Below are 26,161 nucleotides of genomic sequence, written 5' to 3' on the forward strand. Positions count from 1 at the left end.
CGATGCGCAGGCGATGGTGAAACGCGCCGATGCCGCGAGTTATGACGCCAAGGCTCAGGGCAAGAACCGCATGATGAACGACGCGCGTTGTCTATGACGCCGCGCCTCATACGCAACATGAAAGAGGAACGACGATGAAGCACGATACTCTGGTGTTAGGCGCGGGCATGGTCGGCGTCGGCGTGGCGTATCATCTCGCGCGACGCGGGCACCGGGTAGGGCTGGTGGATCGCCGCGCTCCGGGCCGTGAAACCTCCTACGGTAATGCCGGGATCATCCAGCGCGAGGCGGTGGCGCCGCATGCCTTTCCGCGTGACATGCGCACTCTGTGGCGTGTGCTGGGCAACCAGGGCGTGGATATTCGCTACACGCCGCGTGGTGTAATGCAGGCGGGGCGTGCCTTGTGGCAGTACTGGCAAAACAGTGCGCCCGAGTCCTATGCGCGGATCGTTCCTGAATATGCTTCGCTGATCGAACTATCGATCGCGTCGCATGCCGAAATGATCGAGGCGGCGGGAGCCGAGGACTTGATCCGCCGCGATGGGTGGATGGAAGTCTTTCGTACGCCGGGGGCGCTTGAGTCGCGATTCAGCGAGGCGCAGGCGCTGGAAGAGCGTTTCGGTCTGACGTATGAGGCCCTGGACGCGCGTGAATTGCGTGAGCGTGAGCCTGATCTGGATGCCCAGGCCATCGGCGCCGTGCATTGGCGTGACCCTTGGAGCGTGGCCGATCCCGGCGCCCTGGTGGCGGCCTACGCGCGGGCCTTCGAGGCCGAGGGCGGCGAATGCCTGCAAGGCGAGATTCAGGCGATCACGCGCCATGGTGAGGGCTGGCGCGTGACCACGGACGCGGGCGCCTTCGAGGCCCGCGATATCGTGCTGGCGCTGGGGCCCTGGGCGGATGAGTGGCTGACCACGTTGGGGTATCGCCTGCCGCTGTTCGTGAAACGCGGCTATCACATGCATTATGCCACGCGTGACGAGGCGACATTGCACCATTGGGTGCTGGATGCCGAGACCGGCTATCTGCTGTCGCCGATGCGCGCGGGTATTCGCCTGACCACCGGCGCGGAGCTGGCGCCGCGCGATGCGCCGCCGGGGTTCGCCCAACTCGAAGCCGCGGAAAGGACGGCACGAGGCTTGTTCCCGCTCGGGCAGCGTCTTGAATCGCGCCCGTGGAAAGGCGCACGCCCGTGCACGCCGGACATGAAGCCCATCATCGGCCCGGCACCACGCCACAAGGGGGTATGGTTCGCCCTCGGCCATGCTCATCAAGGCTTTACGCTAGGACCGGCGACCGGACAACTCCTTGCCTCGATGATGGAAGATGAAGTGCCGGCCATCGACATGACGCCGTTCCGTGCCGAGCGCTTCCTGTGAGATGACGTTGCCATCCCGGTGACCTGCCCACCGGGTTTCTCGATTCAACTTTTCTGATTCACTGCCGATAGTGTCTGCATAAGCTTCGTGGGCGAGTCGATACGCCCCGCGGTAGCAAGCGTCACTATAAAGAGGCAGGGATACATGAAGGTTCAATGCAGGTGGCTGGCGGGCCTAAGGTCGCTGGTGAGTGTCATGTCGCTCGCGTTGATGGCGACGCCGTCCATGGCGGAGGTCAAGGTCGGCATGGTTGCGCCCTTCAGCGGGGCGGCATCATCGCTCGGGGAGGGAATGCGGCAGGGCATCGAGGCGCGTTTCGCCGAGGTCAACGCGTCGGGCGGTGTGCATGGCGAAACGCTGACGCTGGAAACACGCGATGACGGTTATAAACCGTTGCATTCGGCCAAGGCGACGCGCGAGCTTCTGGAAGACGACGATATATTGGCGATGCTGGGCAATGTCGGCACGCCCACCGCCATCGTCAATCTACCCATCCTGCGTGATCACGAGATGCCGCTGATCGGGGCGTTCACCGGCAGCGGCGTCTTGCGTAAGTCGCCGCCGGATCGCTACGTCTTCAACTATCGCGCGAGTTACGCTCAGGAAACCGCGACGATGATCGAGGGCTTGCTGATGGCCGGCATCAAACCCGAGGAAATCGCCTTCTTTACCCAGGCTGACGGTTACGGCGATGCCGGTTATCGGGGCGCGCTGCGCTCGTTGGCCAATCATGGTTATTCCCACCCCGAACGCTTGGCACATGGACGCTATACACGTGGCACTCGCAACGTTCATCGCGGTCTCGCCAATGTCTTGCAAGCGCCCGTTACGCCGCGTGCGGTGATCATCGTGGGTACTTATAGGCCGGCGGCGGATTTCATCCGCGAAGCCCGCAAGGATCTGCCCGATGCGTTGTTTCTCAATGTCTCCTTCGTGGGTAGCCAGGCGTTGCTCGATGAGCTTGGCGATGCCGCCGAGGGGGTGATCGTGACCCAGGTGGTGCCGCCTTACGAAGCCGACTTACCGGGCGTGAAGGCTTATCGCGAGGCATTGAAGGCCGAAGATGACAGTGCCGACGGTGATTTCGTCTCGTTGGAGGGATATCTGGCGGCGTCGCTGTTCATCAAGGGGCTCGAGGCCGCCGGCGCCGATGCGGACCGCGAGGCGCTCGTCGATGCGCTGGAGGGCCTGGGAGATGTCGACCTCGGCCTGGGCAAGTCGCTGACGCTGGGTTCTAAGGACCATCAGGCGAGCGATGCCGTGTGGGCCACGCGTATTCACGATGGCCAATTCGAGCTGATCGATTGGTTCACCCTGCTCGATGACGCCTCGGCCAAGGAGTAACCCATGAAAAAGAGTTTGAGCCTACGGGCGATGTTGATCGGGTTGTTCGTGGCGGCGGTGCTCGGCGCGGTGATTCCTGCAGCGGCAGGGTTCTTGTCGAACCAGCGGTTGATCGAGGCGCAGCATCTGTTCACCGACGAGATATTGCCGCAACAGGCGGCCAGTCGTGACATGAGCGATGCGTTGACGCGTTATCGTCAGCGCCAGTCAGACCTGCTTGCCGCCGACAGCGAGGCTGACTTGGATAATGTCGCCGATCAGACCGAGGCCGATGAAGCCTTCACGGCGGGGCGTGAACGGCTCGCTGCATTGATCGGCGACGATAATCAGGCGTTGTTCGAGACCCTGGATAGCGATTACGCCGACTTGCGCCAGGCCGATACCGCGCTGGAAGAGGTGCGGCGCGAGGATGTGGCACTGACCGCCTCGATGCGTGCGCGTATCGCCGAGATGCAGGAAAAGAGCGCCGAAGTATTGACCGACGCCGAATCGATGGCAGGACGTGCGACCCTCGAGGACGTGCGTCAGCAGCGTGCTCTGATCCAGCGTATCCAGACGATGCAGGACGATGGGCTATCGATGGTGCCGATGTCGATGCTCGATACGCTGACGGAGCAACGTGCCAACATCGCCGGACTCAGCGGCGACGTGCAGATGCTGGTCGCCCAATTGGCCGATCAGGGACGTCAACTGATGCAGGTCGATAGCCACGATGCGTTGGTCGATCTGCGCTATAACCAGATCGCTCAGCAGATTTCGCGGATTGATCAGGCGTTGGCGAGTATCGAGGGCGCGATAGGAGCGACTTCGGCGCAGCAGCAAAGTGCCGGTCAGTTGGAAGACGTCGTGGCCGAACTGAATGAATTGATGCTCACGGGTGACAATTCCGTTTATGCATTGCGCGATCGTCAGCTTGGCTTGCGCGAGCGCTCTCGCGAGGCCTTGGCTGGCGTTTCTCAGGCAATGGACGGCATGGGCGAGAGCCTGGAGCGCGTCGAAGCCTATGCGGCCGAGCGCGCCGATGAAGCCGCCGAGCAAGCCGCCGCGACGGCGCAGGCCGGGCGCGTATTGCAGCTAGTGGTGTTGCTGATCGTGATCGTGATTCTGGCGGCGGTGGGCTGGCGCGTCATGACACGCGTGCTCAAGCCCATTGGTGAAATGCGTCGTCAGATGGAAAGCATCAGCGGGGCGGCGGGACAAACCGGTGATCTGTCGATGCGCTTGAAGGTGCGCCACGGTGATGAAATCGGGCATACCGCGCAGGCATTCAACCAGATGATGGTAACCTTCGAGCGCCTGATTGCGCGGATTCGCGATGGGGCCGAGTCGGTAGCGTCCAGCAGCCGTCAGATCGCCTCGGGCAATCAGGATCTGGCGCAACGCACCGATGAGCAGTCTTCTTCGCTGGCTGAAACGGCGGCGAGTCTCGAGGAAATTACCGCGACCGTGAAGCAGACCGCCGACTATGCTCATCAGGCGCGCGATATGAGCCATGGGGTCGGTCAACGCGCCCGTGAGGCGGGCGACGTGGGGGATCGGACGCATAGCGCGATGCAGGAGATTCGCGAGTCTAGCGCCAAGATATCCACGATCGTCGAGGCGATCGATTCCATTGCCTTCCAGACCAATCTGCTGGCCTTGAACGCTTCAGTGGAAGCGGCTCGCGCCGGCGAGCACGGCCGTGGTTTTGCCGTCGTCGCCGAAGAAGTGCGTCGTCTTGCCAGTCGTAGTGCCGACGAGGCTGAGCAGATTCGCCACCTGGTCAAGGACAGCGTGGCCAAGGTGGGTGAGGGCGCCAATCTGGTCGAAGAGACGGGTGGGCATCTGCGCGAGATCGTCGATAGCGTCGATAAGGTGTCGCAGTTCGTCTCCGAAATCGCCGAGGCGACGCAGGAGCAGTCCACGGGGATCGACCAGATCAATCAGGCGATTGCCCAGCTCGACCAGGTGACCCAGCAGAATGCCTCGCTGGTGCAGGAAGCCTCCTCGGCCAGCCTGTCATTGGATGAACGAGCCAACGACATGCATGTGCTGGTAGGACGCTTCAAGGTCAGCAACGCGGCCTACGCGGAAGACGGCGACACGGATGAAAGCGCCTCGCCCAAAGCGTTACCCGCTACCTGATCGTGGCATAAGGGGCGGTGATACCTCGTTCCGGATGCGCCAGAAGATGGCCCCGCTGCCAAGGCATATTGCCACGACAGCGGGGCCGTTTTTCTTCAGGAGAAGGGTTGGCGTCACGCCTGGGCGGCGAAAGCCGTTGCAGGCATGCCTTGTGCCTGAGTGTCGATGGCGAATAGCGCACCGGCCTCGGGTTGTGCCGCGAGCGCTGCGTCGTCGAGACCCTTGCTCGCGGTGGTGATGTACAAGGTGGAAAGGTCGGGGCCACCGAAGATGCAGCTTGTGATATTGGCGACGGGCATGGGGATTTCTTCGCGCAACTGGCCTTGGCTATCGAATATGCTGATACGCCAGCCGCCGAATTGGCAGACCCAGAGGTTGCCCTCGCGGTCGGTGGTCATGCCATCGGGGCAGCCCTGGTCCTGGGGAATGCGGATGAAGGGCTCGCGGTCCGAGAGATTGCCATGTCCATCAACGGCGAACCGATAGATGAGGCGTTCCAGCGTGTCGGTGTGGTAGAGCCAATCACCCTGAGGCGAGAATACCGGGCCGTTGGTGACGATATATCCGCTATCCTGGCGTTGGCAGTCGCCGTCGGGACGCACGCGATAGAGCGAGCCACTGGTGTGGCCCTCGTCGTCGTCCATGGTGCCGCACCATAGAGTGCCGCTGGCATCGACGACGGCATCGTTGAAGCGGTTGCCGGGGCGTTCGGGCTCGGGGGTGAGCCACTTTTCGAGCGTACCTTCGGGCAGTTGCAGACGGGCGATGGCGTGTCGTAGCGTGACGATGAACCCACCTTTTGCGTGACGATGCACGCTGGTGATTTCCTCATCGAACGACCACTGGCGCACGTGACCGTCGACTAGACACTGTAGTTGGTGGCCTTTGATATCCACCCAGTACAGCGCTTGTTCCGTCGCGTCCCATAACGGCCCTTCACCGAGAATATTCTGAGCCGGGTGCACGACATATGGTGTTGCGCGTGGGGCGATGAGTTTAGGCATGGTGCCCTCTCTAGATAATATGGCGCTAAAAACACAAAACCGGTGTCGGAGTTTCCTCCGACACCGGAATGATGGCAATTATGCGATGGCAATCATGCGTAAGCCATGTCTTCTAGCTCACGACCCTTCGTTTCGCGGACGAACTTGATGACGAAGAAGATCGAGATGACCGCGCAGATGGCGTAGAAGCTATAAGCGCCGGTCAGGCCGATGGAGGCGAGCATGATCGGGAAGGTCATGGTGATGGCGAAGTTGCTTACCCATTGGAACAGACCCGCGATGGCAAGTCCGGAACCACGTACCTGGTTGGGGAACATCTCGCCGAGCATGACCCACATGACCGGGCCCCAGGAGCTGTTGAAGAAGAACACATAGGCGTTGGCAGCGATCAGCGCGAGCACGCCGTTGCTATCCGATAGCTTCAGGCTGCCGTCGACCATCTCGGCGGTCGAAAACGCGTAGACGAGAATGGCGAGTGTGATGGCCATGCCGATGGAGCCACCCCATAGCAGCGGCTTACGTCCAATGCGATCGATCAAGGCGATGGCGCCGAGGCAGGCCGCAATACTCACCGCGCCACTGATGACGTTGATCAGCAAGGCATCGCCTTCGGAGAAGCCCACCGCTTGCCAAAGGACGGCACCATAGTAGAAGACGACGTTGATACCGACCAACTGCTGGAACACGGCCAGGCCGATCCCGACCCACACCAGGCTGATCACTTTGCCGGTCTTGGGATTGATCAAGTCGCTGAAACGCGGCTTGCGCTGCTGTGATAGCGATTCGCGGATTTGAGCCAGGCGCTCCTTGGCGTCGCTTTCGTTGTAGATCATGTGCAGTACGTGCTCGGCACGCTCATCGCGACGCGCGCTGACCAGGTAGCGCGGGCTTTCAGGAATGAACAACAGCGCGACCAGGAAGATCGTCGCGGGGATCAGTTCCATCCAGAACATCCAGCGCCAGGCGGTAAAGCCAAACCACAACTCAGAAGTGGAAGAGCCTGCGGTATTGGCGAGCAGGTAGTTGTTGAGAAAAGAGAAGAAAAGCCCCGAGATGATGGCGACTTGCTGGATGGTAGCGAGACGTCCACGCAGGCGTGCGGGGGCGATTTCGCTGATATAAGCCGGTGCCATGACACTCGCGGCACCCACCGCCAGACCGCCGAGAATCCGGTAGAAGACGAATTCCATCGACCCACCGGCAACACCTGAGCCCCAGGCACTGACGATGAAGAAGACGGCGGCGACGATCAGCAGGGTGCGACGACCGTACTTATCGGCCAGGCCACCGGCAAAGAACGCCCCCACTGCACAACCCAGCAGCATGGAGGCGACATTGAAGCCGGTGCCGACGCTGTCGGAGTTGAATGAGGACTGCAGGCCATCGACGGTGCCATTGATGACCCCGCTGTCGAAGCCGAACAGGAAGCCGCCGATGGCGGCGACACAGCATGTTAAAAAGATAATCAGGGAACGTTGCGAATCGCTATACGTTGGCATGGTGTGCTCCGTTGTTGTTGGTACGGGCGCGGGTTGCTTGGGCTTACAGCCAGCCGGCATCGACCCAGTAGTTGTGGGCGGTACAGGCAGCGGCATCATCCGAGGCCAGGAAGAGCGCCATCGCGGCCACGTGATGGGGGTGAATGCGTACTTTGAGCTTTTGCTCTTCGACGATCTGCGCCTCATCCTCGGGGCTATACCAACGCGATTGACGTGGCGTCTTGACGTTGCCGGGAATGATGCAGTTGACACGGATGCCGTCGCTGCCCAGATCGCTCGCCAGTGCCCGGGTCAGACCTTCGATACCGGCCTTGGCGGTTTCGTAGAGCAGCATGTCGGACTGCCCCAGGTGCCAACTGATCGACCCCAGGTTGATGATCGCCCCTTGGCCTTGACGACGCATGGTGGACGCGACTTCACGAGCGGCGAGCACCATGTGGCGCAGATTGACGTTCATGCGGTCTTCCCAGTACTCGGGCGTGACATCTTCGAGCTTGTGGCGGTCGTCGTTGGCGGCGTTATTGATCAATACGTCGACGTGGCCGATGTCGCTGAGCGTGTCGCGGAGCTGGTCGGGCTGAGTCAGGTCGCAGTGGTGGAAATGCGGCGCACCATTGCATTTCTCGACCAGTTCTTTCGCGAGCGCCTCGGCGACATCCAGAAAATGGACGTTTGCGCCCTGGTTGACGAAAGCCTCGACCAAGCCGGCGCCGATGCCGGAACCGCCACCGGTGATGACGACCGTCTTGTCCTTGAGGCTGGGGTAAATTGCGGAACTCATGCAGAACCTCTATCGCATTGGGATCGGGCTATCGCGGAGCGATCTTGCGTAACTTAGTTAATAGGTTTAACTAAGTGGATGATCGTTCAGAGAGCCGCTGATTTCCATGCGACCATGGTCATAGACTGGACTGAGAGAAGGTCATGGCTATCACGCGAAGGGGGCTTCCACCACAGTGCTGATGCCGTCTCGGTCGCGATCGAGGCGGGTACTTTTATGAGTACACTGGCGATGCATTGTCAATTTCATCGAGTCTCGTCGGCGAGGGGCGATAATTTGATATATTGCACAATTCGATCCGCATTTCAGCGAGGCACCTTGTATTGCCATGGTTAGTACCTTTGCCCCTCAAGCCGCCGGTGATCTCAATTTTCTCAAGAAGCTCAATCGTAGTTCGATTCTCGCGACCGTGCGCCGCTATCCCGGTGCGACACGTGCCGATATCGCGGCGCGTACGCAGTTGACCAAGGCCACCGTAGGAGGCGTGGTGCAAGCGCTTCTGGAGCGCGGCTGGCTGCGTGAGGGCGAGCTGCAGCCACGCGGCGGAGGGCGTCCGGGCCGGGCCCTGTATCTGGACGATGCCCATCATGTGCTCCTGGGGGCGGATATCGGCGTGAGGGGGCTGCGTATCGTGGCGTGCACGCTGGGCGGCGAGGTACTTCTGCAGCGTTCTGTCATCCAAGCGCCTACCACACCCGACGAGACGGCGGCACATTTGGCCGAACTGATACGTGCCATGCGGCACGATCCGCTGATTGCCGACCGTCATTGCCTGGGATTGGGCGTGACGGTACCGGGACCGGTCGCCCCGGAGCAGCCCATCCTGCGGCTTGCGCCCAATCTAGGATGGATCGATGTCGCTTTCCTTGAGGTGCTTCGCCCGCATCTGCCGGAGTTCGACGGTGCCTGGCTACTGGATAACGAAGCCAACGCCGCGGCCTTCGGCGAGTTCTACTTCCACGATGGCATCCCCCCCGAGTCCATCGTCTACATCAGCGCCGCCAGCGGTATCGGTAGCGGGATGGTCACGGGGGACAATTTCCCGCTGGTGCCGCGCGGCGGGCAGGGGCTGGTGGGCGAGATCGGCCATAGCATTGTGCAGCCGGGCGGCTTGTATTGCCATTGCGGCAACCGGGGATGCGCCGAAACGCTGGTCAGCGGCTGGGCGATTCGCGCCGCGTTGGGCATCGCCGATGACGAGAACCTCGAGGCAGCGATCATGGCGCGCGGCGACGATGCCGATGTCGGCATCACCTTGCGGCGCGCCGGCGAGGCTCTGGGGGTTCTCATGCTCAACCTTCATCACACGCTCAACCCCACCACGCTGGTGCTCGGTGGGTCGTTGATGCAGCTTGGCGAGCGGCTGATCGAGCCGGCACTGGCTTACTTCGAAGCGCACCAGAACGACCTGCTGCGGGGCACGCAGCGCGTCCCCGTCAAAGTCATCCACGACAGTACCTACACCGCCGCGCGGGGTGCCGCCGCCCAGGTTATGGCCAAGGCGGCGCTTGAAGCGTGAGGCGCGCCGTACCGGTGTTCAGATTAGTGTCAAGAAAAGAGCCTGTGTTCAGAAAATCAAGTTGGGCAGCGTCATGGAGACGGCAGGCACGAAGGTCACCATCAACAATATGCCGACCAGTAGCAGCCAATAAGGCATGATGGCGCGGATGAAGTCGGGCACCTTCACGCCGGTAATGCTGCAGGTGGTGAACATCACCGTCCCCAGGGGCGGGGTGATCGTACCGATGGACGCATTGAGGATGAAGATGATCCCGAAATGCACCGGGTCGATGCCGAACTGGGCCGCCACGGGCGCCAGCAGGGGCGAAAGCACGATGAGAATGGCGTTGCCTTCCAGGAACATACCCAGTGTCAGCAGGATGACATTGGAGAGCAACAGGAATGCCACCGCGGTGCCCACCTGGGACGAGAGCAGCATGGCGATGTCCTGAGGGATGTGCTCCCAGGTCAGAAAGCGCGCGAATCCCGAGGCCACGGCGATGATGAACAGCACGTTGACCGAGGCGAACAGCGATTCCCGCGTCGCCACGGCGACGTTACCCACGTTCATTTCCTTGTAGACGAACATCCCCACGATCAAGGCGTACAGCACGGCCATGGCGCCGGCCTCGGTCGGCGTGAAAACGCCGACGCGAATGCCACCGATGACCACGACAGGCAGCAGCAGGGCGATGATGCCGGCGCGCGTCACGCTGACCCATTCATGCCGCGAGACCCGCTCCTTGCGCGGCGGTTGATAGCCCAGCCGGCGGCACTGACGCGCTACCAGCAGCATCATGCACACCGCCATCAGGATCCCGGGCACCACGCCGGCCAGGAACAGGCGACCGATGGACACGTTATTGACGTAGCCATAGACGATCAGCGCGATCCCTGGCGGAATGGTCGAGGTCACCAGCGAGGAGGCGGCGGTGACGGCGGTGGAGAACGGTTTGGGGTAGCCGTTTGCTGTCATGCTGGGCACGAGCAGCTTGGCGTTCATGGCAGCGTCGGCGATGTTGGAGCCGGAGAGACCGCCCATGAAGGTGCTCAGCAGCACGTTGGCCTGAGCCAGTCCACCATGCAGGCGTCGGGTCATGAGTTCGGCCAGTTTCAGCAGGCGGTCGGTAATGCCGGAGTGGTTCATGAACACCCCCGCCATGATGAAAAACGGGATCGCCAGCAGCGAGATGGACTCCAGCCCCCCGGCCAGGCGCTGGATGAGCAACATGGTGGGCTGGTCGGCGCCGAACAGGAAATACAAGAAGGTCGACAGGAACAGTGCGAAGGCGATGGGCGTGCCCAGCACGAAAAGAAGCAACAGCGCTGCGAGTGCTATGCCTACGGCCATGGGTAGTATCCTTTAGGTATCGCGAGCCAGTCGGACGAGGCAGTGGTAGGCCATGACGACGGCACTGACCGGGATGGCGACGTGAATCCACATGTACGGGATCTGCAGCATGGGCGTGCTGCGGAAATTGGAGTAGGGCAGCAGTTGCAGTCCCCAGTAGCCGAGCACGATGGCGGCGATCAGCACCATGCCGACATTGAAGATACGCTCGTTCCAGCGGGCGAGCGACGCCGGGAGGTTCTCCGACAGCATGCCGATGAGCACGTGTTCGTTGCGCCGCACCAGGGCGCTGGCGCCGAGGAAGGTGGCCCATACCATCAGTAGCTGCAGGACCTCCTCGGTCCAGGCCAGCGGGGTGTTGAAGATATAACGCATGAAGATGTTGCTGATGGCGACGAGAAAGATCGCGAAGAGTGCTGTGCTGGCCAACACTTCATCGAGTCGCATGATGCGGTCGATCCAATGGAATACGCGTTTCATTTGAGACTCCTCGGTCACGGCAACTCACGGTGTTGCCGTCCGTGATACGCGTGCCGGCGCCACGAGTCTGTGTGGCGCCGGCGGCCGTTCAACGCTTATCCGTTGATGATCTGACGAACCTGCTCGTACAGGCCATCGCTCCACTGCGGGAAGGCAGCGGGAATCTGCTCTGCGGCACGTTCGCGGAATGGTTGCGTATCCACCTCGTGGACCTCGACGCCGGCATCCTTCAGTTTCTGCAGGGCGACGTCGCTTTCCTTTTCGACCAGTTCACGCAGGTGCGCGGCCATGTCTTGCCCGGTCTCGGTCAGGATTTGCCGGTTTTCCTCGCTGAGCTGGTCCCAGAACGCCTTGCCGGTGACGAACGGCGCCACGGTGTGCATGTGGCCGGTCAGGTTGAGGTGCTTGACGACTTCGTGGAACTTTCCGCCGAACAGCACCGGAGTGGGATTCTCGACCCCGTCGACCATGCCCTGGGCCAGCGCCGGATAGACGTCGCCTAGTGACATGGGGGTCGGCGTGGCGCCCATGGACCGCATGGCCTCGACGTACATCGGCGAGTTCTGCACGCGGACCTTCACGCCGTCGAGTTCCTCGGGCGTGGTGGCGGGTTCGCGCGAGAGCAGGTGGCGCGTGCCGTACACGGTGTTGGGGATGACGATGTGGTAACCGGCTTCCTCGACCTTCTGGCTCTGTTCGGCAAACCACTCGGAGTCGAAGACCTTGAGCTTGTCGTCGAAGCTGTCGGCCAGGTAGGGCGCGTCGAGCACCGACAGGTCGGGTACCGAGCTCATGAAGTTGCTGTAGGCGGTGATCGTGATGATCGGCGAGCCGAAGCGCGCCTGTTCCATGACGTCCGTCTCGGAGCCGAGCTGGCTGGCGGGGAACGCGCTGAGCGTGAGTTCACCGTCGCTGGCTTCCTCGACGTTTTCCGCCCATTCCTTGACGGCGACATCCACCGGCTCGCCTGGCTGGTTGCCGTAGGCGACGCGGATCTCCGTGGCGGCCTGAGCGAGATTCAAGCTACCGAGGCCGGCAATGGAGAGGCTGGTGGCGATGAGCGTGAGTTGCTTGAAACGCATTGTCGTGCTCCTTGTTTGTTGTCGGTCGTGCGGTCGGTTTACCGGGAATGCGTCGTGGATTGTGCGCTCGATATGGCGTCATCGAGCCGCGGCGTGGCGATGCCTCGTCGGCGCGCCGACTCGACCACGGGTTGCAGGCGTCGCTGGCACTTCGTGACGTGGTGCTGGGCGATGTCCTGCAGGGCGTGATCGAGATAAGGGTTGGCGAAACGCTCCAGCGTCGCGTCGCGATAGGCCTCGAGCTCGGCACGCTCGAGGTGTTCCGCCAGCGTGGGCAGCACTTCGTCGAGTACCTGGTGTAGCTCCGCTGCCCATTCCGGTGCTTCCATGGCTTCTCGCACGAAGCGGATGCCTGAGTGCGGCTCGCGTTGCCAACGGTGGACGAGATAGGTGTGCGCCAGGTTGAGAATATGCAGCTTGCGCATCTCGTAGGGAGCCAGGGACGTCACGCACTGCACATCGGGGTGTCGGCAGGGCAGTTCGAGCCCGGGTTGATCTTCGATGGCCCAGAGCGCGTAAGGCTCGGCAACGGCACCGACCGGCTCCAGTGCCGCTGAGACGATACGATCGACAAGGGTATTGGCCCATAGGCAGCGTGTGGTGAGCCAAGCGTTGAAGTCGGCATCCGTGTAGTCGCGATTCGCCAGTTCCAGCACCAGGGTCTTGAGTTGTTCGCCATTACGGCTGACTAGCTCGCAGGGCAGCACGGTGAGGCCATCGCGCCCCGCGTCGTAGCGCGCGTGCAGTAGCTTGGTGAGCTTGGCCGGGAAGCTTTGCGGCACGTCTGCCAGTGCACTGTCATCGTCGATTCGATAACCGCTGTCGCCGGTATTGGAGACCACGAAGCGGGCATGCTCGACGACGTGCCGCTGCAGTTCGGCCCACTGCTGGTCGGCGATCAGACAGCCGGCGACGCTGGTGATAGTTTCGCGGGCATCGATGTCGCGCCCGTCCCGGCGGCCGCGAATCGCCAGTGGGTAATGCCGGTGCGTGTCCAGGTCGCGGGCTTTTTGCTTGCCGGCCTCGCGCGGGGAGGTCTGTACCACGAGGATTTTGTCGCGCGTGTGCCCGGCTTCTCGCGAGGCATGCACGAACGCTGCGACATGCCCCAGCAAGAAACGACTGGTGCCGAATTGCACGATACCGGCGTCGGCGAGCGATGGCGCTGTCACAGAGAGACTCCACGTTTCCAGGGGATGAAATCGAGCTGCGAGAGGCGCATGGCCTTGGTGCGATAGCGCCCCGAGGCGGTATCGATGCACAGGTGCAGGAGTTCATCGGCGAGCTCGGCGATTTCCGCCTCGCCTCGGATGATGGGCCCGGCGTCGAAGTCGATGACATCGTGCATGCGCCGCGCGAGATCGCTGTTGCTGGCGAGCTTCAAGACTGGCGTGACGGGGTTGCCGGTGGGCGTGCCGAGCCCCGTGGTGAACATCACCAGATTGGCGCCGGAGCCGACGAGGGCGGTCGTGGACTCGACGTCGTTACCCGGCGAGCAGAGCAAGTTGAGGCCCTTGCGTACCTGGGGCTCGGTATAATCGAGCACGTCGACGATAGGGCTGTCGCCGCCTTTCTTGGCTGCGCCGGCAGACTTCATGGCGTCGGTGATCAGGCCGTCGCGAATGTTGCCGGGCGAGGGATTCATCGAGAAGTGTGCACCCACCGAGGCGGCGTGCCGCTGGTAGGCTTCCATGAGCTGCTGGAAGCGCGAGACTGTGTCTTCATCACGGCAGCGTGCCAGCAATTCATGCTCAACGCCGCATAGTTCGGGAAACTCGCTTAGGATGCCGCTGCCTCCCAAGGCCGCCAGTCGGTCGATGACGGCGCCGACCAGCGGGTTGGCCGAAAGCCCGGAGAAGCCGTCGGAGCCGCCGCATTCGACGCCGATGGTGAGCTCTGAAAGAGGAGCGGGACGCCGTTCGACGGTGTTGGCGGCCTTGAGACCTTCGAAGATGCTGCCCAGTGACTGGCGGATCAGCTCGGGCTCCGTGTCGGTAGCCTGCTGCTCGAAATAGTGGACCGGGCGCAGCCCCTCGGGATCGCGCTTGGCCACTGCCGATTTGAGCATCTCGATCTGGGCCTTCTGGCATCCGAGACTGAGGACCGTGGCGCCGGCCACGTTGGGATGGCAAATGTAGCCGGCGAGCAATTGGCAAAGCGACTGGGCGTCATCGTCGGTACCGCCGCAGCCCAGCGTGTGAGTCAGAAAGCGCACGCCATCGACGTTGGGAAACAGCGATGCGTCGGGTTTTGGGGCCGGGGCTGCCTGCGTGTCGCCGTGGAGCATGCGGCGGGCCATGTGCTTGTAATCCCGGTAGGGGTCGTCGCCGATGGCATCCTCGACGCACTGGCGTAGCACCTCGATGTTGCGGTTCTCGCAGAAGACCAGGGGGATGACCAGCCAGTGGTTGGCGGTGCCCACGCGGCCGTCGGGACGGTGATAACCAGCGAAGGTCTGCTCGGTGAAGGCACTGACATCGGGGGCATCCCAATGTTCTCGGTGGCCTTGAGGCCTGGCATTGGCGGTGGAATGCTCGACGTTGGACGTGGTGATGGCGGCGCCTGCGGCGATGGGCTCAACGACACGCCCCACGGTCACGCCATACATCACGATGAGTTCATCGGGTTGCATGGCGTGCAATGTGAACTTGTGCTTGTGCTGTACGGCTTCGGACAGCCGCAGTCGAGGGCCGTTGTCGTCGATCTCCATGCCTTCGGGCAGGTCGCGCAGTGCCACACGCACGTTGTCGTGGGCATGGACACGTAGACTGGGCTGCTGAAGCTGGTCGGAGGCGATGGTCTGGGTCATGCCGTGTGTCCTCCCTGAGCGGTGGCATCATCGAACGTCACCATTGCCTTGATGACGCCGGTCGCTGGTTCACACCACTGCGGCATCAACGAGGGCAGGTCGGTATAATGGCCGCGATGGGTGATCATCGCCGTCGACTGCATGCGGCCTTCTTCCATCAAGCGGGCCACTGTCTCGAAGTCTTCACGCGTGGCATTGCGACTGCCCAGCAGGCTGAGCTCACGCTTGTGGAAGTCGGGGTCGTTGAAAGTGATGTCGGCCTTGACCACGCTCACCAGCACGTAGCGCCCGCCATGGCCGGCGAAATCGAAGCCGCGATTCATGGCCTTGGGGTTGCCCGTGGCATCGAACACGACATCGGCCAGGGCACCATCATTGTGGCGTTCGATGGCAGCTTCCACGTCGTCATCCAGCGCATGTAGCACGCCATCCACGCCTAAAGTGTCGCGACAGAAGGCCAAGCGGTCGCGGTTGGTATCCACCACCAGCACCCGCGCGCCACGGCTCTGGGCGATCTGCACGATGCCGATGCCGATCGGCCCCGCGCCCGCCACGACGGCCAGCTCGTCGGACTCGGTACCGCTACGACGCACGGCATGCGCACCGATGGACAGGCACTCGACCAACGCCAGTTGCTCGGCGTCGAGGGTGCTCGAGGTGACTAGGTGATCCACGGGCACGCTGAGGTACTCCGCCATGCCGCCATCGCGATGCACGCCGATGACCTGCATGTGCTGGCAGCAGTTGGTCTTGCCCTGATGGCAGGCACGGCATTCACCGCAATGTAGATAAGGAATGACATAAGCGCTGTGGCCGATGAGCGCTTCATCGACGCCTTCCCCGACACCGACGATGTCACCGGACAGCTCGTGGCCCAGTACGCGGGGATAGGTGAAATAGGGCTGATTGCCGCCGTAGGCATGAATGTCGGTACCGCAAATACCCACGCGCCGAATCTTGAGCATGGCCTCACCCGGCGCGCATTGCGGATCGGGCACATCGCGCAATTCCATGTCTTGAGGCTGTGCGCAGACGATTGTGTGCATAGGACTTCCTTCGTGCATCGCCAGGCAAGATGGTCAGGCCAGTCGCCCAGCGGTATTTTGATCTAGAGGTCAGGCCAATTGGCTAACAAGATGCCCAAGCGAGGGACCTGACTTCAAGCGTTTTAGTGGTCACGAGGCCTAGACATAGGTCGTGGTCGTCTTTGGTCTAACGTCACGCCATGAAGGTTGAGGCCGCCGCATGGCGGCCTCTGGCACAATCAAGCTTGCTTGGTACGTTGAGACTGTTCGCCGAGTCCTTCGATGCCCAGGCGCATGGTCTGTCCGGACTTGAGGAAGACCTGAGGTTTCTGGCCAGCGCCCACGCCGGGAGGCGTGCCGGTGGAAATGACATCGCCGGGCTGCAAGCTCATGAAGCGGCTCAGGTACGCCACCAGATAGGGGATCTGGTAGACCATGGTGCGGCTGTTGCCGTCCTGGTAGCGCTTGCCGTCGACGTCCAACCACATGTCGAGCGACTGGGGATCGGCGATCTCGTCGCGGGTGACCAGCCACGGGCCGAGTGGGCCGAAGGTGTCGCAGCCCTTGCCCTTGTCCCAGCTACCGCTGCGCTCGAGCTGGAATTCCCGCTCGGAGATGTCGTTGACCACGCAGTAGCCGGCGACGTGATGCATGGCGTCGGCCTCGTCGATGTAGCGTCCGCCCTTGCCGATGACGACGCCTAGCTCGACCTCCCAGTCGGTCTTGCGCGAGTCGCGGGGGATCTCCACGTCATCGTTGGGCCCGCAGATGGCACTGGTCCATTTGTTGAAAACGACCGGTTCCGGCGGCACCTCGGCGCCGGTTTCGGCGGCGTGGTCCGAGTAGTTGAGGCCGATGCAGATGAACTTGCCGACCTGACTCACGCAGGGGCCCAGACGCGTCCCCTCAGGAACCTCCGGCAGGCTTTGGGGATCGGCTTGTGCGATGCTGGCCAGGGCAGTGTCGTCGAGCGACTCGCCGGCGACATCCTTGATCAGCGACGAGAGGTCGCGGATCTTGCCGTCGGCGTCCAGCAGGCCGGGCTTTTCCTGGCCCTGAGGGCCGAAGCGTAGCAGTTTCATGCGATTTCCTTTCATGGGTTCGTGGGTGAGTCGGATATGGTGACGAGCTACGAGCTACGAGCTACGAGCTACGAGCACCGCGCCGGTTTCGGGGCGCGGTAAACGATAGCTACGAGCACCGCACCGGTTTCGGGGCGCTGTAGTCAGTTGGCCCAGCCGCCGTCGATCAACTGCGCGGTGCCGGTGATGAACGCTGCTTCGTCCGAGGCGAGAAAAGTCGCCAGTGCGGCGATTTCTTCCGGTCTTCCGAGCCGGCCCATGGGCTGGCGATCGATGAACTCCTGAAAAACCGCCGCCTTATCACGCCCTTGTTGCTGGGCCTGGGCCTCGATGCGCTGATGCAGCGAGGGCGACTCGACGGTGCCGGGACAGATGGCGTTGCAGCGGATGCCTTGTGTCATGTAATCGGCGGCTACCGACTTGGTCAAGCCGATGACGGCAGCCTTGGTGGTGCCGTAGGCAAAGCGGTTGGGGATGCCTTTGATGCTCGATGCCAGCGAGGCCATGTTGACGATACTGCCACCGCCTCGATTGAGCATTCCAGGGAGGAAGGCCTGAATCATATGAAACATGGCGGTCACGTTGAGGCCGAAGCTTCGCTCCCAGGTCGTGTCATCGCATTCCAGGATCGAGCCGCCCGGTACCATGCCGGCGCAGTTGAATAGAATATCGAGCTCGCCCAGTTCATGTGCCAGCGTATCGATTTCAGCGCGTTGCGTGACATCCAGCCGATACACTTTGGCCTCCGTGAGGTCGGCGAGCAGGCGGGTATCGATATCGGTAGCGATGACGTTGGCGCCTTCCGCGAGGAAGCGCTCTACCGTGGCGCGACCGATGCCTTGGCCTGCGGCGGTAACCAGTGCCGTCTTGTCTTGAAGTCTCATGGTGTGGCGAATCCCTGCTGAACGTGGGAACATGACGCGGCCAGCCATTCGAAGATCCAGAGGCCTGACCAATGATTGGGCCATCATCTACTGGGCTAGGTCTCGGCGGCAAGTCAATTGCCATCAACTTTAGTCGCAACGCGGTGTGGAGAGACGATGCGATGCCGATTCAAACCATTCGCTCACAACGCCTGTACCGCCAGATCGCCGACCAGTTGCAGCAACTGATTCGCGATGGCGAGTTTCCCCCGGGGTCACTACTACCGCCCGAGCGGGATCTGGCACAGCAATTGGGTGTCAGCCGAGCGTCGGTGCGTGAGGCGCTGATCGCCCTGGAAGTCGTGGGCATCGTCGAGGTTCGTGTGGGGCATGGCGTATTGGTAAAGGAAGTCGATGCCATGCCGCCGGGCTCGGTGATGCAGGCCGCGGCGCGCAAGGAGCCGTGGGCGCTCGACCCTGAGTTCGCCAGTGAGATCGAGCTCAATCTCGACGAGGAGATACCGCCGTTTTCGCTGTTGCAGGCGCGGCGTTATCTGGAGCCGGAGAACGCGGCCCTGGCGGCGATGAATGCCACGGACGAGGATCTCAGCACCATACGCGCGGCGCTGGAGCGCAACATCTACGACAACAATAACGGCGGGGGCAACCTGGCGGGGGACCGGTTGTTGCACATCCGCATCGCCGAAGCCTCGGGCAATGCGGCCTATGCGCTGTGGATCAAGCACCTGCTGGGCCACCAGTACGGGGTCATGTTCCGGCGTTTGCAGGAATTGTTCATGGAGACCGGCATGCCGCAGCGCTCGCAGGAAGATCACGAGCGCCTGGTAGCGGCGATCGAGGCGCGCGACCCCGCAACGGCGAGGCAGGCCATGGAAGTCCACCTCGATCATGTGTTGCGGGTGTTTTTCGCAGAGTAGCTACCACGCCTCTCTAGGCCGCGTCTGGACAGTGCTTAAGACTAACGCGGCAGGATGCGGCCGGCAGCCATCAGGCCTTCTGGGTCGAAGAGGTGTTTGAGACCTTTCAAGAGCGTGTATTCGGTCTCGCCCAAATCCTCGAGGAAAGGCACCTGCTTGACGCGCCCGATGCCGTGCTCGGCGCTGATGCTCCCATGGTGGGCGTCGACGAGATCGAACAAGATCTCTTCCAGCTCATGTAATAGGACCTTCTTGGCCTCGAGATCGAGATTCGCGGGTGGCAGCAGGTTGAAGTGCAGGTTGCCATCGCCGATGTGGCCGTAGGCGATGACTTGTGTCTCCGGCGAATGCTGGGTCATGGCGTGATGGGCCGCGTCACAGAACGCCATCAACGACGAAATGGGCAACGAGATATCGGTGCGCAGGTGTTCGCCGCGCATCTGCTGGCCTTCCAGCATGCTTTCACGAATCTGCCAAAGCTGCGCTGCCTGCGTTTCGCTGCTGGCGAGTACGCCATCCAGCACATTCCCTTGCTCCGAGCCCGTCTCGAAGAGATGCTCGATCATCGTATCGAGATCCGCCGGGCCGCTGGCCGAGACTTCCATCAAGACATAGACCGGATGCGCCTCGTCCAGTGGGTCGGACAGGTCGGGAGCCGCGTCGAAGGCCAGTTCCATGCACACGCGGGGAATCAACTCGAACGCCGACAGCAGGTCGCAACAGCTACGACGTGCCTGGGCGTAAAGCGCCAATACCGACGCGATATCGGGCACGGCGATCAGCGCGGTGCGGCTGGTCTGCGGTCGGGGTGCGAGTTTGAGTACGGCGCCAGTGACGATGCCCAGCGTGCCTTCGGCACCGATGAACAACTGCTTCAGATCGTAACCGCGGTTATCCTTGTGCAGAGCATGCATGCCGTTCCAGAGGCGGCCATCAGGTAGCACGACTTCCAGCCCCAACACCAACTGGCGCATCATGCCGTAGCGCAATACGTTGAGCCCACCGGCGTTGGTGGAGACGTTGCCGCCTATCTGGCAGCTCCCTTGTGCGCCCAGGGCGAGCGGGAAGTAGCAATCCGCCTCTTCGGCGGCATCCTTGACGTTTTGCAGGATGCAGCCGCTGTCCACGCTCATGCTGAAATTGATGGGATCGAGATGACGAATCCGGTTCAGCCGCTCGAGACTAATCATCAGTTCGCCGCGCTCAGGATCGGGCTGCGCGCCGCCGACGAGGCCTGAATGGCCCCCCTGCGCCACCATGGGAATCTGGTGGCGATGACAGAACGCGACGATGTCGGCGACCTGTTCGGGGGTACCGGGGCGGGCGATCATCCAGGGATCGCCGCCTTTGTCGCCGGCCCAGTCGGCGGTATAGCGAGCAAATTCCGCGGGGTCGTCGATGACCCCGCTGCTACCCAGCAAGTCGCTGAGAAAGCGATGCAGTTCTGCCGTGGCGATGGGCATGGTAATTCCTTGCTCTACTGTCATGTCACTTGTACCAGAGCACTATTGTTACAAGAACGCTACTTACTACCAGAACGCTATTTATACCAGAGGACTAGGCCGGGGAAGGCCAGGAACGCAAGGAGCAAGGCGATCAGCGTGAAGTAGTAGGGCAGCAGACTCTTGACCAGGTCTTCGAGCTTGACCTTGCCGACCCCGCAGCCGACATAGAGCACGGTACCCACGGGGGGCGTGATCAGGCCGATACCGAGTACGAACGACATCAGGACGCCGAAGTAGACGGGATCGATACCGAGCTTGACGACCACGGGGGTCATCAGCGGTGCCAGAATGACCATCGCCGGTGTGAGGTCCATGAAGAAGCCCACGACCAGCAGGAACAGCGTCAGAACGCCCAGAATGAAGTACTGGTTCTGGGAGAGCTCCGAGAGCATGACGACGATCTGCTGTGGAATCAGGTTGGCAGTCAATAGCCAGGCCAGGACGCTGGCAAACGCCAGCAACAGCAGGACTACTCCGGTCAGGCGGCCGGTGGAAACGCACAAGGAAAAGAAGCCCTTCAAGGTGAGGCTGCGATACACGAACATCGACACCGCCAGCGCATACAGCAGGGCGATCGCCGCGCTTTCGGTAGGTGTGAAAACGCCGCTCAAGATCCCGCCGACGATGATGATCGGCAGCAGCAATGCGAGTACCGAGTCCTTGAGGGCGGCGATCAACTCCTGGAAGTCGAATGGCTGGGCCGAGCCGGTTTTCTTGGACTGGAAGTACGTTGCCAGGGCGAGGCCTACGGTGATCAGGATCCCCGGTACGATACCGGCCATGAAGAGTTGCGAAATCGAAGTGCCGGTCACGACCCCGAAGAGAATCATCGGAATCGACGGCGGAATGATGATGCCGACCACCGAGGCAGCCACGACGATGGCGGTGGCGCGCGGCCCCGAATAGCCATGCTGCTTCATCGGGTTGATCATCATGCTGCCCACCGCGGAGGAGTCCGCCACGGCGGAGCCGCTGATGCCACCGAAGAACATCGATGTCAGGACGGTTACCTGGCCCAGTCCACCGGCGACGAAGCCGACCATGGCGCTGGCCAGGCGTACCAGACGCTTGGCGATGCCGCCGGAGCTCATGACCTCGCCGACGAGAATGAACAACGGGATGGCGAGCAAGGGAAACGAGTTGAGACCATTGACTGCTTCCGATACCAGCGAGGAGAGGCCGTAGTTGGCGAAGTGAAAGATGAACAGGCAGATCGCGGCCAGACCAAACGAGATCGGCATGCCGATCACGATGCAGACGCATAGCCCCAAGAGAATGCTCCACAGGATCATGCTGCACCTCGCTTGAAGACTTTGTAGAGAAAAATGGTGTTACCGATGATGGTGAGTATTGCCATGACCACCATCGCGCTATAGAGAACGGTCTTGGAAATGCCCAGGAAGGGGGTCGTGCCCACATAGCCTGAAATGATGTTGTTGAAACCGAGGAAGATACTGATGCAAACGGCATAGATGATCGCTGCTGCAAGCAAGGCGAAGAACTTCTGCAGCATAGGAGGCGCCTTGTCCTTGAATAAGGTCACGGCGACGTGTTCGTTGGCTAGACTGGCGATGCCCGCGCCGAGTAGCACCATCCAGATGAAGAACAAGCGTGAAATTTCCGATGCCCAGGCAAAGGAGTAGCTGAATATGAAGCGCCCAAAGACGTTCATCGAGACGGTAACGACCACGCCAATGACGAGGAGCCCGATGATGACGTCCAATCCGCTTATCAGCTTGTTCAAGTAGGCGTTACCCGAACGTGACTTCATGAAGCCTCCAGGGAGGGGGTGCTGAGCTTGTTAGTGCCTAAAGCAGGGAAGAGCGTGGCCGACCTTCCCTGCGTACGTGTGCTACTGAGGATGTGTGGAGCTTATTCTTGCTCTTGTTCCTGCTGCACCTGCTCGCGGATATCGTCGATCAGCTCGCCGCCGATCTCGTCGCGCCAATCTTCATAGACCGGCTCCAGCGCGTCCTGGAAGACCTTGACTTGCTCGGGGCTCAGCTCGGTGATCTGCATGCCGGAATCTTTCAGATCTTTCTTGATCTGATCGTTCAGCGTACGGCTGACGTCACGCTGATAATCGCCCATCTTGGTGGCCGCGTCGCGCAGAAGGTGCTGATAGTCTTCCGGCAGACGGTCCCAGAAGCGAGCGGAGACCAGGGTGATAAACGGCGTGTAGACGTGGTTGGTTTCGGTGGCGTAGTCCTGCACTTCGTTGAACTTGGACGACTTGATGGTGATCCAGGGGTTTTCCTGGCCATCGACGACACCTTGCTCAAGCGCCGTGAACAGTTCCGCGAAAGACATCGGCGTGGGGTTGGCGCCCAGTGTCCGCCAGATATCCAGGTGGAGATCGTTTTCCATGGTACGGATCTTCAGGCCATCGAGATCTGCCGGCTTTTCGACGGGATGCTGGCTGTTGGTCAACTGGCGATAGCCATTCTCGCCCCAACCGATGGCGACCAGGCCCTGAGAGGACGCATCTTCGAGCATCTGCTGGCCGATCTCGCCATCGAGCACGGCATCCGCCATTTCCGGCTCGGGGAACAGGAACGGCAGGTCGAAGACAGCGAACTGCGGGAACATGTTCACCAGCGGTGAGGTGGACGGCATGGTCATTTCCAGTGTGCCCGCCTGCAGTGCGCTGGTGGCTTCGCGGTCATCACCCAGCTGTGCACCGGGGAATAGATTCACCTGGATGTGCCCGTCACTGCGTTGTTCGACGATCTTCTCGAAGTACTGAAGGCCGCGATATTGCGCGCCGGATTCAGTGGTACCGATGCTGAATTTGATCTTGAAGTCGCCATCGGCTTGAACCTTGTCGCCTTTGACGTCGGGCAACGGGGGCATTTCGGTCGCCGCCGAGGCGCTCAGAGCGGTCAAGCCGAGAAAGGCGCCGCCGACGACCGAAACAAGGCGTGTCGTTGTGGTTGTTGTCATCTCGTCCTCCTGGAACTGATGGTTACTACTGGTATGTGTGTCACGAATGACACCGGTATCATCGCGACCTGTACCAGAAATTTTTGCCTACTGATGGGTCGCGCGATGTCTTCGGCAGATGGTGTGTCTGCTCTTGAGCATCTTAATGTTGAACATACACCTAGATGCCCCCTGTTGAGACTTCATCGTTAGTCGTAGATGGCCAATTAATTTTCGTTGGAAGCCGCATGCCAGGCCTCTCCTTCGGGGTAGCGATGACGTTCGAGAGAGTCGTCATGCATGGTGATACTGTAACCGGGGGCTTCGGGAACCTGATAACGGCCTCGGTGAATGCGCACCGGGTCGATGAAATGCTCGTGAAGGTGGTCGACGTATTCGAGGATGCGTCCGTCCAGCGAGCCGGAGACAGCGACATAGTCGAACAGCGAAATGTGCTGCGTGTACTCGCACAGACCCACGCCACCGCCGTGCGGGCAGACCGGCACATCAAACTTGGCGGCCATCAGCAACACCAGGATCACTTCGTTGAGACCGCCCAGCCGCGCGGCATCGATCTGGCAATAGTCGATGGCGTCGGCTTGCAATAGCTGCTTGAACATCACGCGGTTATGGCAGTGCTCGCCGGTGGCGACACCCATGGGGTCGAGCCGGCGACGGATTTCGGCATGGCCGAGGATGTCGTCGGGGCTGGTGGGCTCCTCGATCCACAGTGGATCGAATTCCGCCAGGTTGCGCATGTTGGCGATGGCTTCGTCCACGTCCCACATCTGGTTGGCGTCCATCATCAGCTTGCGGTCCCAGCCGATTTCGTCGCGCAGTATGCGGGCGCGCTGGCGATCCTCCTCGAGGTTGCCGCCGACCTTCTGCTTGAAATGCGTCCAGCCTTCGGCCAGCGCTTCGCGCGCCAGGTGCCGCATCTTGTCCTCTGAGTAGCCAAGCCAGCCGGCGGAGGTGGTATAGCCGGGATAGCCCTCGGCGCGCATATGGGCTTCGCGCTCGCTTTTGCCGGCTTCCTTGCGCTTGAGCAAGGCGATGGCTTCCTGCGGCGTCAGCGCGTCGGTGACGAAACGGAAATCCAGGCACTGGACCAATTGCTCGGGAGACATGTCTGCCAGCAGTTTCCAGACCGGCTTGCCTTCGCGCTTGGCCCATAGGTCCCATACAGCGTTGACGATGGCTGCCGCTGCCAGGTGCATGACGCCCTTTTCCGGTCCCAGCCAGCGCAGTTGGCTATCACCGCTGGTGAGATCGCGCCAGAAAGTGCCCATGTCGGCAGTGATCGCCTCGAGATCGTGTCCCACAATGCGCGAGGCCAGCGCCTCGACGGCCATCACGCAGACATCGTTGCCGCGCCCGATGGTGAAGGTCAGGCCATGGCCTTGATGGGCATCATCGGCATCGGTGGTCAGGGTCACGTAGGTAGCCGAATAATCCGGTGCCGCGTTCATGGCGTCTGAGCCGTCGAGCTGCCGCGAGGTGGGAAAGCGAATGTCACGCGCTTGCAGGTGGGTAATCGTGGTCATGATCTAGCGTCCTGAAGAGAGAGCGGTCTGCGCCGCGTCAATGAGTGTTTTTCAGGATCAGACTAAGGCGGACTAGCGATAACAGGCCAATCGCAATTTTATTGTGGCGATTTCTTCTGGTTATTACATGATGCGAAAGCTCGCGGCGTTGCTTCTGGTGCGTTAATCTATTAATTGAACATTGTGTGCAATATTCAATAATATGGTCTCAAAGCTAGCCCCAGAAATCGATGCGTCCCTCCTCCGTGGTGGCGAGGCGTGTCCTTGTCAGCGAGGTCCATCATGCAGCTCATCAATACGACACCGCCGGTCATCCGACTCAATACGACCGATAACGTGGGCGTCGCCACGCGTGCCGTTCCGGAAGGCTTGCCGCTCGGCGTCGAGGAGTGCGTGGCACGTCACAATATCGACGCTGGACACAAGGTGGCGCTGACACCGCTCGCCGAGGGAGACAGCGTCATCAAGTACGGTCAGGTCATCGGTCGGGCGAGCCGCGATATCGTTGTCGGCGAGCACGTGCATACTCATAATCTTGCCATGCTCGAGCGCGATACGGCGCTGGAGGGTTTCGAGCCTTTTCCGCGCACGCAGGTGAACGACTCGGGCCGCACCTTCATGGGCTATCACCGCCCCAATGGTCAGGTCGGCACGCGCAATTACATCGGGATCTTATCGACCGTGAATTGCTCGGCAACCGTGGCCAAGGTAGCCGCCGAACGGCTCAATGCCGACGGTGAGATCGCGGCATTGGGATTCGATGGCGTAGTGCCGATTACCCATGGCTCGGGCTGCGCGATGAATACCGAGTCCGAGGGCTTTGCCTTCCTCGAGCGTGTCATCGCGGGCTACGCACGGCATCCCAATTTTGCGCATGTGGTCATTATCGGGCTGGGATGTGAAACCAACCAGGTCAAGCAGTTGGTGGA

Annotated in this window: 22 protein-coding genes; 6 read left to right on the top strand and 16 right to left on the bottom strand. The window is 61.4% G+C overall.

The window, feature by feature from the left end; translation table 11 throughout:
* The first annotated feature begins 134 nt into the window (after nucleotides 1-134).
* From OP495_RS12265 to OP495_RS12275, 3 genes are all read left to right on the top strand, one after another.
* Nucleotides 135-1,379, top strand: coding sequence for an FAD-binding oxidoreductase (locus tag OP495_RS12265; RefSeq protein WP_280569589.1), 1,245 nt, complete (start codon nucleotides 135-137; stop codon nucleotides 1,377-1,379).
* 195 nt (nucleotides 1,380-1,574) lie between these two features.
* Nucleotides 1,575-2,723 (top strand): ABC transporter substrate-binding protein, encoded by a 1,149-nt coding sequence (locus OP495_RS12270; protein WP_280569591.1) that lies wholly within the window; start codon nucleotides 1,575-1,577, stop codon nucleotides 2,721-2,723.
* Nucleotides 2,724-2,726: 3 nt separating this feature from the next.
* Entirely contained in the window at nucleotides 2,727-4,847 is a 2,121-nt protein-coding gene (locus OP495_RS12275; RefSeq protein ID WP_280569593.1) for a methyl-accepting chemotaxis protein, read from the top strand.
* A 113-nt stretch (nucleotides 4,848-4,960) separates the two neighbouring features.
* Here OP495_RS12275 and OP495_RS12280 read toward each other — a convergent pair whose 3' ends face one another.
* The 3 genes from OP495_RS12280 to OP495_RS12290 form a co-directional block, all read right to left on the bottom strand.
* The gene (locus tag OP495_RS12280) at nucleotides 4,961-5,851 is read right to left on the bottom strand and encodes an SMP-30/gluconolactonase/LRE family protein (protein WP_280563779.1); all 891 of its coding nucleotides are present in this window, start codon (nucleotides 5,849-5,851) and stop codon (nucleotides 4,961-4,963) included.
* Nucleotides 5,852-5,943: 92 nt separating this feature from the next.
* Complete coding sequence (locus tag OP495_RS12285) at nucleotides 5,944-7,350, bottom strand: sugar porter family MFS transporter (protein WP_280569594.1); 1,407 nt, start codon at nucleotides 7,348-7,350, stop codon at nucleotides 5,944-5,946.
* Between the two features lie 43 nt (nucleotides 7,351-7,393).
* Entirely contained in the window at nucleotides 7,394-8,131 is a 738-nt protein-coding gene (locus OP495_RS12290; RefSeq protein ID WP_280563781.1) for an SDR family oxidoreductase, read from the bottom strand.
* A 328-nt stretch (nucleotides 8,132-8,459) separates the two neighbouring features.
* Between OP495_RS12290 and OP495_RS12295 the strand changes: the two genes are divergently transcribed.
* Complete coding sequence (locus OP495_RS12295; RefSeq protein WP_280563782.1) at nucleotides 8,460-9,650, top strand: ROK family transcriptional regulator; 1,191 nt, start codon at nucleotides 8,460-8,462, stop codon at nucleotides 9,648-9,650.
* Nucleotides 9,651-9,698: 48 nt separating this feature from the next.
* On the opposite strand, the gene OP495_RS12300 is transcribed toward OP495_RS12295, so the two are convergent.
* The 8 genes from OP495_RS12300 to OP495_RS12335 form a co-directional block, all read right to left on the bottom strand.
* Nucleotides 9,699-10,982, bottom strand: a complete 1,284-nt coding sequence (locus OP495_RS12300; protein ID WP_280569596.1) for a TRAP transporter large permease — start codon at nucleotides 10,980-10,982, stop codon at nucleotides 9,699-9,701.
* A 12-nt stretch (nucleotides 10,983-10,994) separates the two neighbouring features.
* Nucleotides 10,995-11,462 carry a TRAP transporter small permease gene (locus tag OP495_RS12305; protein ID WP_280563784.1) on the bottom strand — a complete coding sequence of 156 codons (468 nt, stop codon included), beginning with the start codon at nucleotides 11,460-11,462 and terminating at the stop codon, nucleotides 10,995-10,997.
* A gap of 95 nt (nucleotides 11,463-11,557) precedes the next feature.
* Complete coding sequence (locus tag OP495_RS12310; RefSeq protein ID WP_280569598.1) at nucleotides 11,558-12,544, bottom strand: C4-dicarboxylate TRAP transporter substrate-binding protein; 987 nt, start codon at nucleotides 12,542-12,544, stop codon at nucleotides 11,558-11,560.
* Between the two features lie 38 nt (nucleotides 12,545-12,582).
* Complete coding sequence (locus OP495_RS12315) at nucleotides 12,583-13,716, bottom strand: mannitol dehydrogenase (RefSeq protein WP_280569601.1); 1,134 nt, start codon at nucleotides 13,714-13,716, stop codon at nucleotides 12,583-12,585.
* Nucleotides 13,713-15,353 (bottom strand): altronate dehydratase family protein, encoded by a 1,641-nt coding sequence (locus OP495_RS12320; RefSeq protein ID WP_280569602.1) that lies wholly within the window; start codon nucleotides 15,351-15,353, stop codon nucleotides 13,713-13,715. Before OP495_RS12320 ends, OP495_RS12315 begins: the two co-directional genes overlap by 4 nt.
* On the bottom strand, nucleotides 15,350-16,399 hold the full coding sequence (locus tag OP495_RS12325; protein ID WP_280563788.1) for a zinc-binding alcohol dehydrogenase family protein: 1,050 nt from the start codon (nucleotides 16,397-16,399) through the stop codon (nucleotides 15,350-15,352). The genes OP495_RS12320 and OP495_RS12325 overlap by 4 nt, the downstream gene beginning before the upstream one ends.
* A gap of 218 nt (nucleotides 16,400-16,617) precedes the next feature.
* Nucleotides 16,618-17,460: a fumarylacetoacetate hydrolase family protein gene (locus OP495_RS12330; RefSeq protein WP_280569603.1), complete on the bottom strand. Its 843-nt coding sequence runs from the start codon at nucleotides 17,458-17,460 to the stop codon at nucleotides 16,618-16,620.
* 143 nt (nucleotides 17,461-17,603) lie between these two features.
* Nucleotides 17,604-18,344, bottom strand: a complete 741-nt coding sequence (locus OP495_RS12335; protein ID WP_280569604.1) for an SDR family oxidoreductase — start codon at nucleotides 18,342-18,344, stop codon at nucleotides 17,604-17,606.
* Nucleotides 18,345-18,505: 161 nt separating this feature from the next.
* Between OP495_RS12335 and OP495_RS12340 the strand changes: the two genes are divergently transcribed.
* The gene (locus tag OP495_RS12340; protein WP_280563791.1) at nucleotides 18,506-19,261 is read left to right on the top strand and encodes a FadR/GntR family transcriptional regulator; all 756 of its coding nucleotides are present in this window, start codon (nucleotides 18,506-18,508) and stop codon (nucleotides 19,259-19,261) included.
* 41 nt (nucleotides 19,262-19,302) lie between these two features.
* Here the strand turns inward: OP495_RS12340 and OP495_RS12345 are convergent, their stop codons facing one another.
* From OP495_RS12345 to OP495_RS12365, 5 genes are all read right to left on the bottom strand, one after another.
* A complete protein-coding gene (locus OP495_RS12345) occupies nucleotides 19,303-20,724 on the bottom strand; it encodes an FAD-binding oxidoreductase (protein ID WP_280569605.1) in 1,422 nt (473 codons plus the stop codon).
* 77 nt (nucleotides 20,725-20,801) lie between these two features.
* Nucleotides 20,802-22,058, bottom strand: coding sequence for a TRAP transporter large permease (locus OP495_RS12350; protein ID WP_280569606.1), 1,257 nt, complete (start codon nucleotides 22,056-22,058; stop codon nucleotides 20,802-20,804).
* Nucleotides 22,055-22,537 (bottom strand): TRAP transporter small permease, encoded by a 483-nt coding sequence (locus tag OP495_RS12355; protein WP_280563794.1) that lies wholly within the window; start codon nucleotides 22,535-22,537, stop codon nucleotides 22,055-22,057. The genes OP495_RS12350 and OP495_RS12355 overlap by 4 nt, the downstream gene beginning before the upstream one ends.
* Nucleotides 22,538-22,638: 101 nt before the next feature.
* A complete protein-coding gene (locus OP495_RS12360) occupies nucleotides 22,639-23,709 on the bottom strand; it encodes a TRAP transporter substrate-binding protein (protein ID WP_280563795.1) in 1,071 nt (356 codons plus the stop codon).
* A 206-nt stretch (nucleotides 23,710-23,915) separates the two neighbouring features.
* Nucleotides 23,916-25,232 (bottom strand): L-fuconate dehydratase, encoded by a 1,317-nt coding sequence (locus tag OP495_RS12365; protein WP_280569609.1) that lies wholly within the window; start codon nucleotides 25,230-25,232, stop codon nucleotides 23,916-23,918.
* 282 nt (nucleotides 25,233-25,514) lie between these two features.
* On the opposite strand from OP495_RS12365, the gene OP495_RS12370 reads away from it, so the two are divergent.
* Nucleotides 25,515-26,161 (top strand): UxaA family hydrolase (locus OP495_RS12370; RefSeq protein WP_280569610.1); only part of this gene is annotated, 647 nt, incomplete at its 3' end.

Source organism: Chromohalobacter sp. 296-RDG (assembly GCF_029889885.1).
GTDB lineage: Bacteria > Pseudomonadota > Gammaproteobacteria > Pseudomonadales > Halomonadaceae > Chromohalobacter.

Coding starts and splice junctions, on each gene's coding strand:
- OP495_RS12335 (WP_280569604.1), bottom strand. CDS start 18,344: ATGAGACTTCAAGACAAGACGGCACTGGTTACCGCCGCAGGCCAAGGC.
- OP495_RS12325 (WP_280563788.1), bottom strand. CDS start 16,399: ATGCACACAATCGTCTGCGCACAGCCTCAAGACATGGAATTGCGCGAT.
- OP495_RS12280 (WP_280563779.1), bottom strand. CDS start 5,851: ATGCCTAAACTCATCGCCCCACGCGCAACACCATATGTCGTGCACCCG.
- OP495_RS12365 (WP_280569609.1), bottom strand. CDS start 25,232: ATGACCACGATTACCCACCTGCAAGCGCGTGACATTCGCTTTCCCACC.
- OP495_RS12300 (WP_280569596.1), bottom strand. CDS start 10,982: ATGGCCGTAGGCATAGCACTCGCAGCGCTGTTGCTTCTTTTCGTGCTG.
- OP495_RS12320 (WP_280569602.1), bottom strand. CDS start 15,353: ATGACCCAGACCATCGCCTCCGACCAGCTTCAGCAGCCCAGTCTACGT.
- OP495_RS12290 (WP_280563781.1), bottom strand. CDS start 8,131: ATGAGTTCCGCAATTTACCCCAGCCTCAAGGACAAGACGGTCGTCATC.
- OP495_RS12340 (WP_280563791.1), top strand. CDS start 18,506: ATGCCGATTCAAACCATTCGCTCACAACGCCTGTACCGCCAGATCGCC.
- OP495_RS12345 (WP_280569605.1), bottom strand. CDS start 20,724: ATGCCCATCGCCACGGCAGAACTGCATCGCTTTCTCAGCGACTTGCTG.
- OP495_RS12310 (WP_280569598.1), bottom strand. CDS start 12,544: ATGCGTTTCAAGCAACTCACGCTCATCGCCACCAGCCTCTCCATTGCC.
- OP495_RS12360 (WP_280563795.1), bottom strand. CDS start 23,709: ATGACAACAACCACAACGACACGCCTTGTTTCGGTCGTCGGCGGCGCC.
- OP495_RS12355 (WP_280563794.1), bottom strand. CDS start 22,537: ATGAAGTCACGTTCGGGTAACGCCTACTTGAACAAGCTGATAAGCGGA.
- OP495_RS12295 (WP_280563782.1), top strand. CDS start 8,460: ATGGTTAGTACCTTTGCCCCTCAAGCCGCCGGTGATCTCAATTTTCTC.
- OP495_RS12275 (WP_280569593.1), top strand. CDS start 2,727: ATGAAAAAGAGTTTGAGCCTACGGGCGATGTTGATCGGGTTGTTCGTG.
- OP495_RS12330 (WP_280569603.1), bottom strand. CDS start 17,460: ATGAAACTGCTACGCTTCGGCCCTCAGGGCCAGGAAAAGCCCGGCCTG.
- OP495_RS12305 (WP_280563784.1), bottom strand. CDS start 11,462: ATGAAACGCGTATTCCATTGGATCGACCGCATCATGCGACTCGATGAA.
- OP495_RS12265 (WP_280569589.1), top strand. CDS start 135: ATGAAGCACGATACTCTGGTGTTAGGCGCGGGCATGGTCGGCGTCGGC.
- OP495_RS12270 (WP_280569591.1), top strand. CDS start 1,575: ATGTCGCTCGCGTTGATGGCGACGCCGTCCATGGCGGAGGTCAAGGTC.
- OP495_RS12350 (WP_280569606.1), bottom strand. CDS start 22,058: ATGATCCTGTGGAGCATTCTCTTGGGGCTATGCGTCTGCATCGTGATC.
- OP495_RS12285 (WP_280569594.1), bottom strand. CDS start 7,350: ATGCCAACGTATAGCGATTCGCAACGTTCCCTGATTATCTTTTTAACA.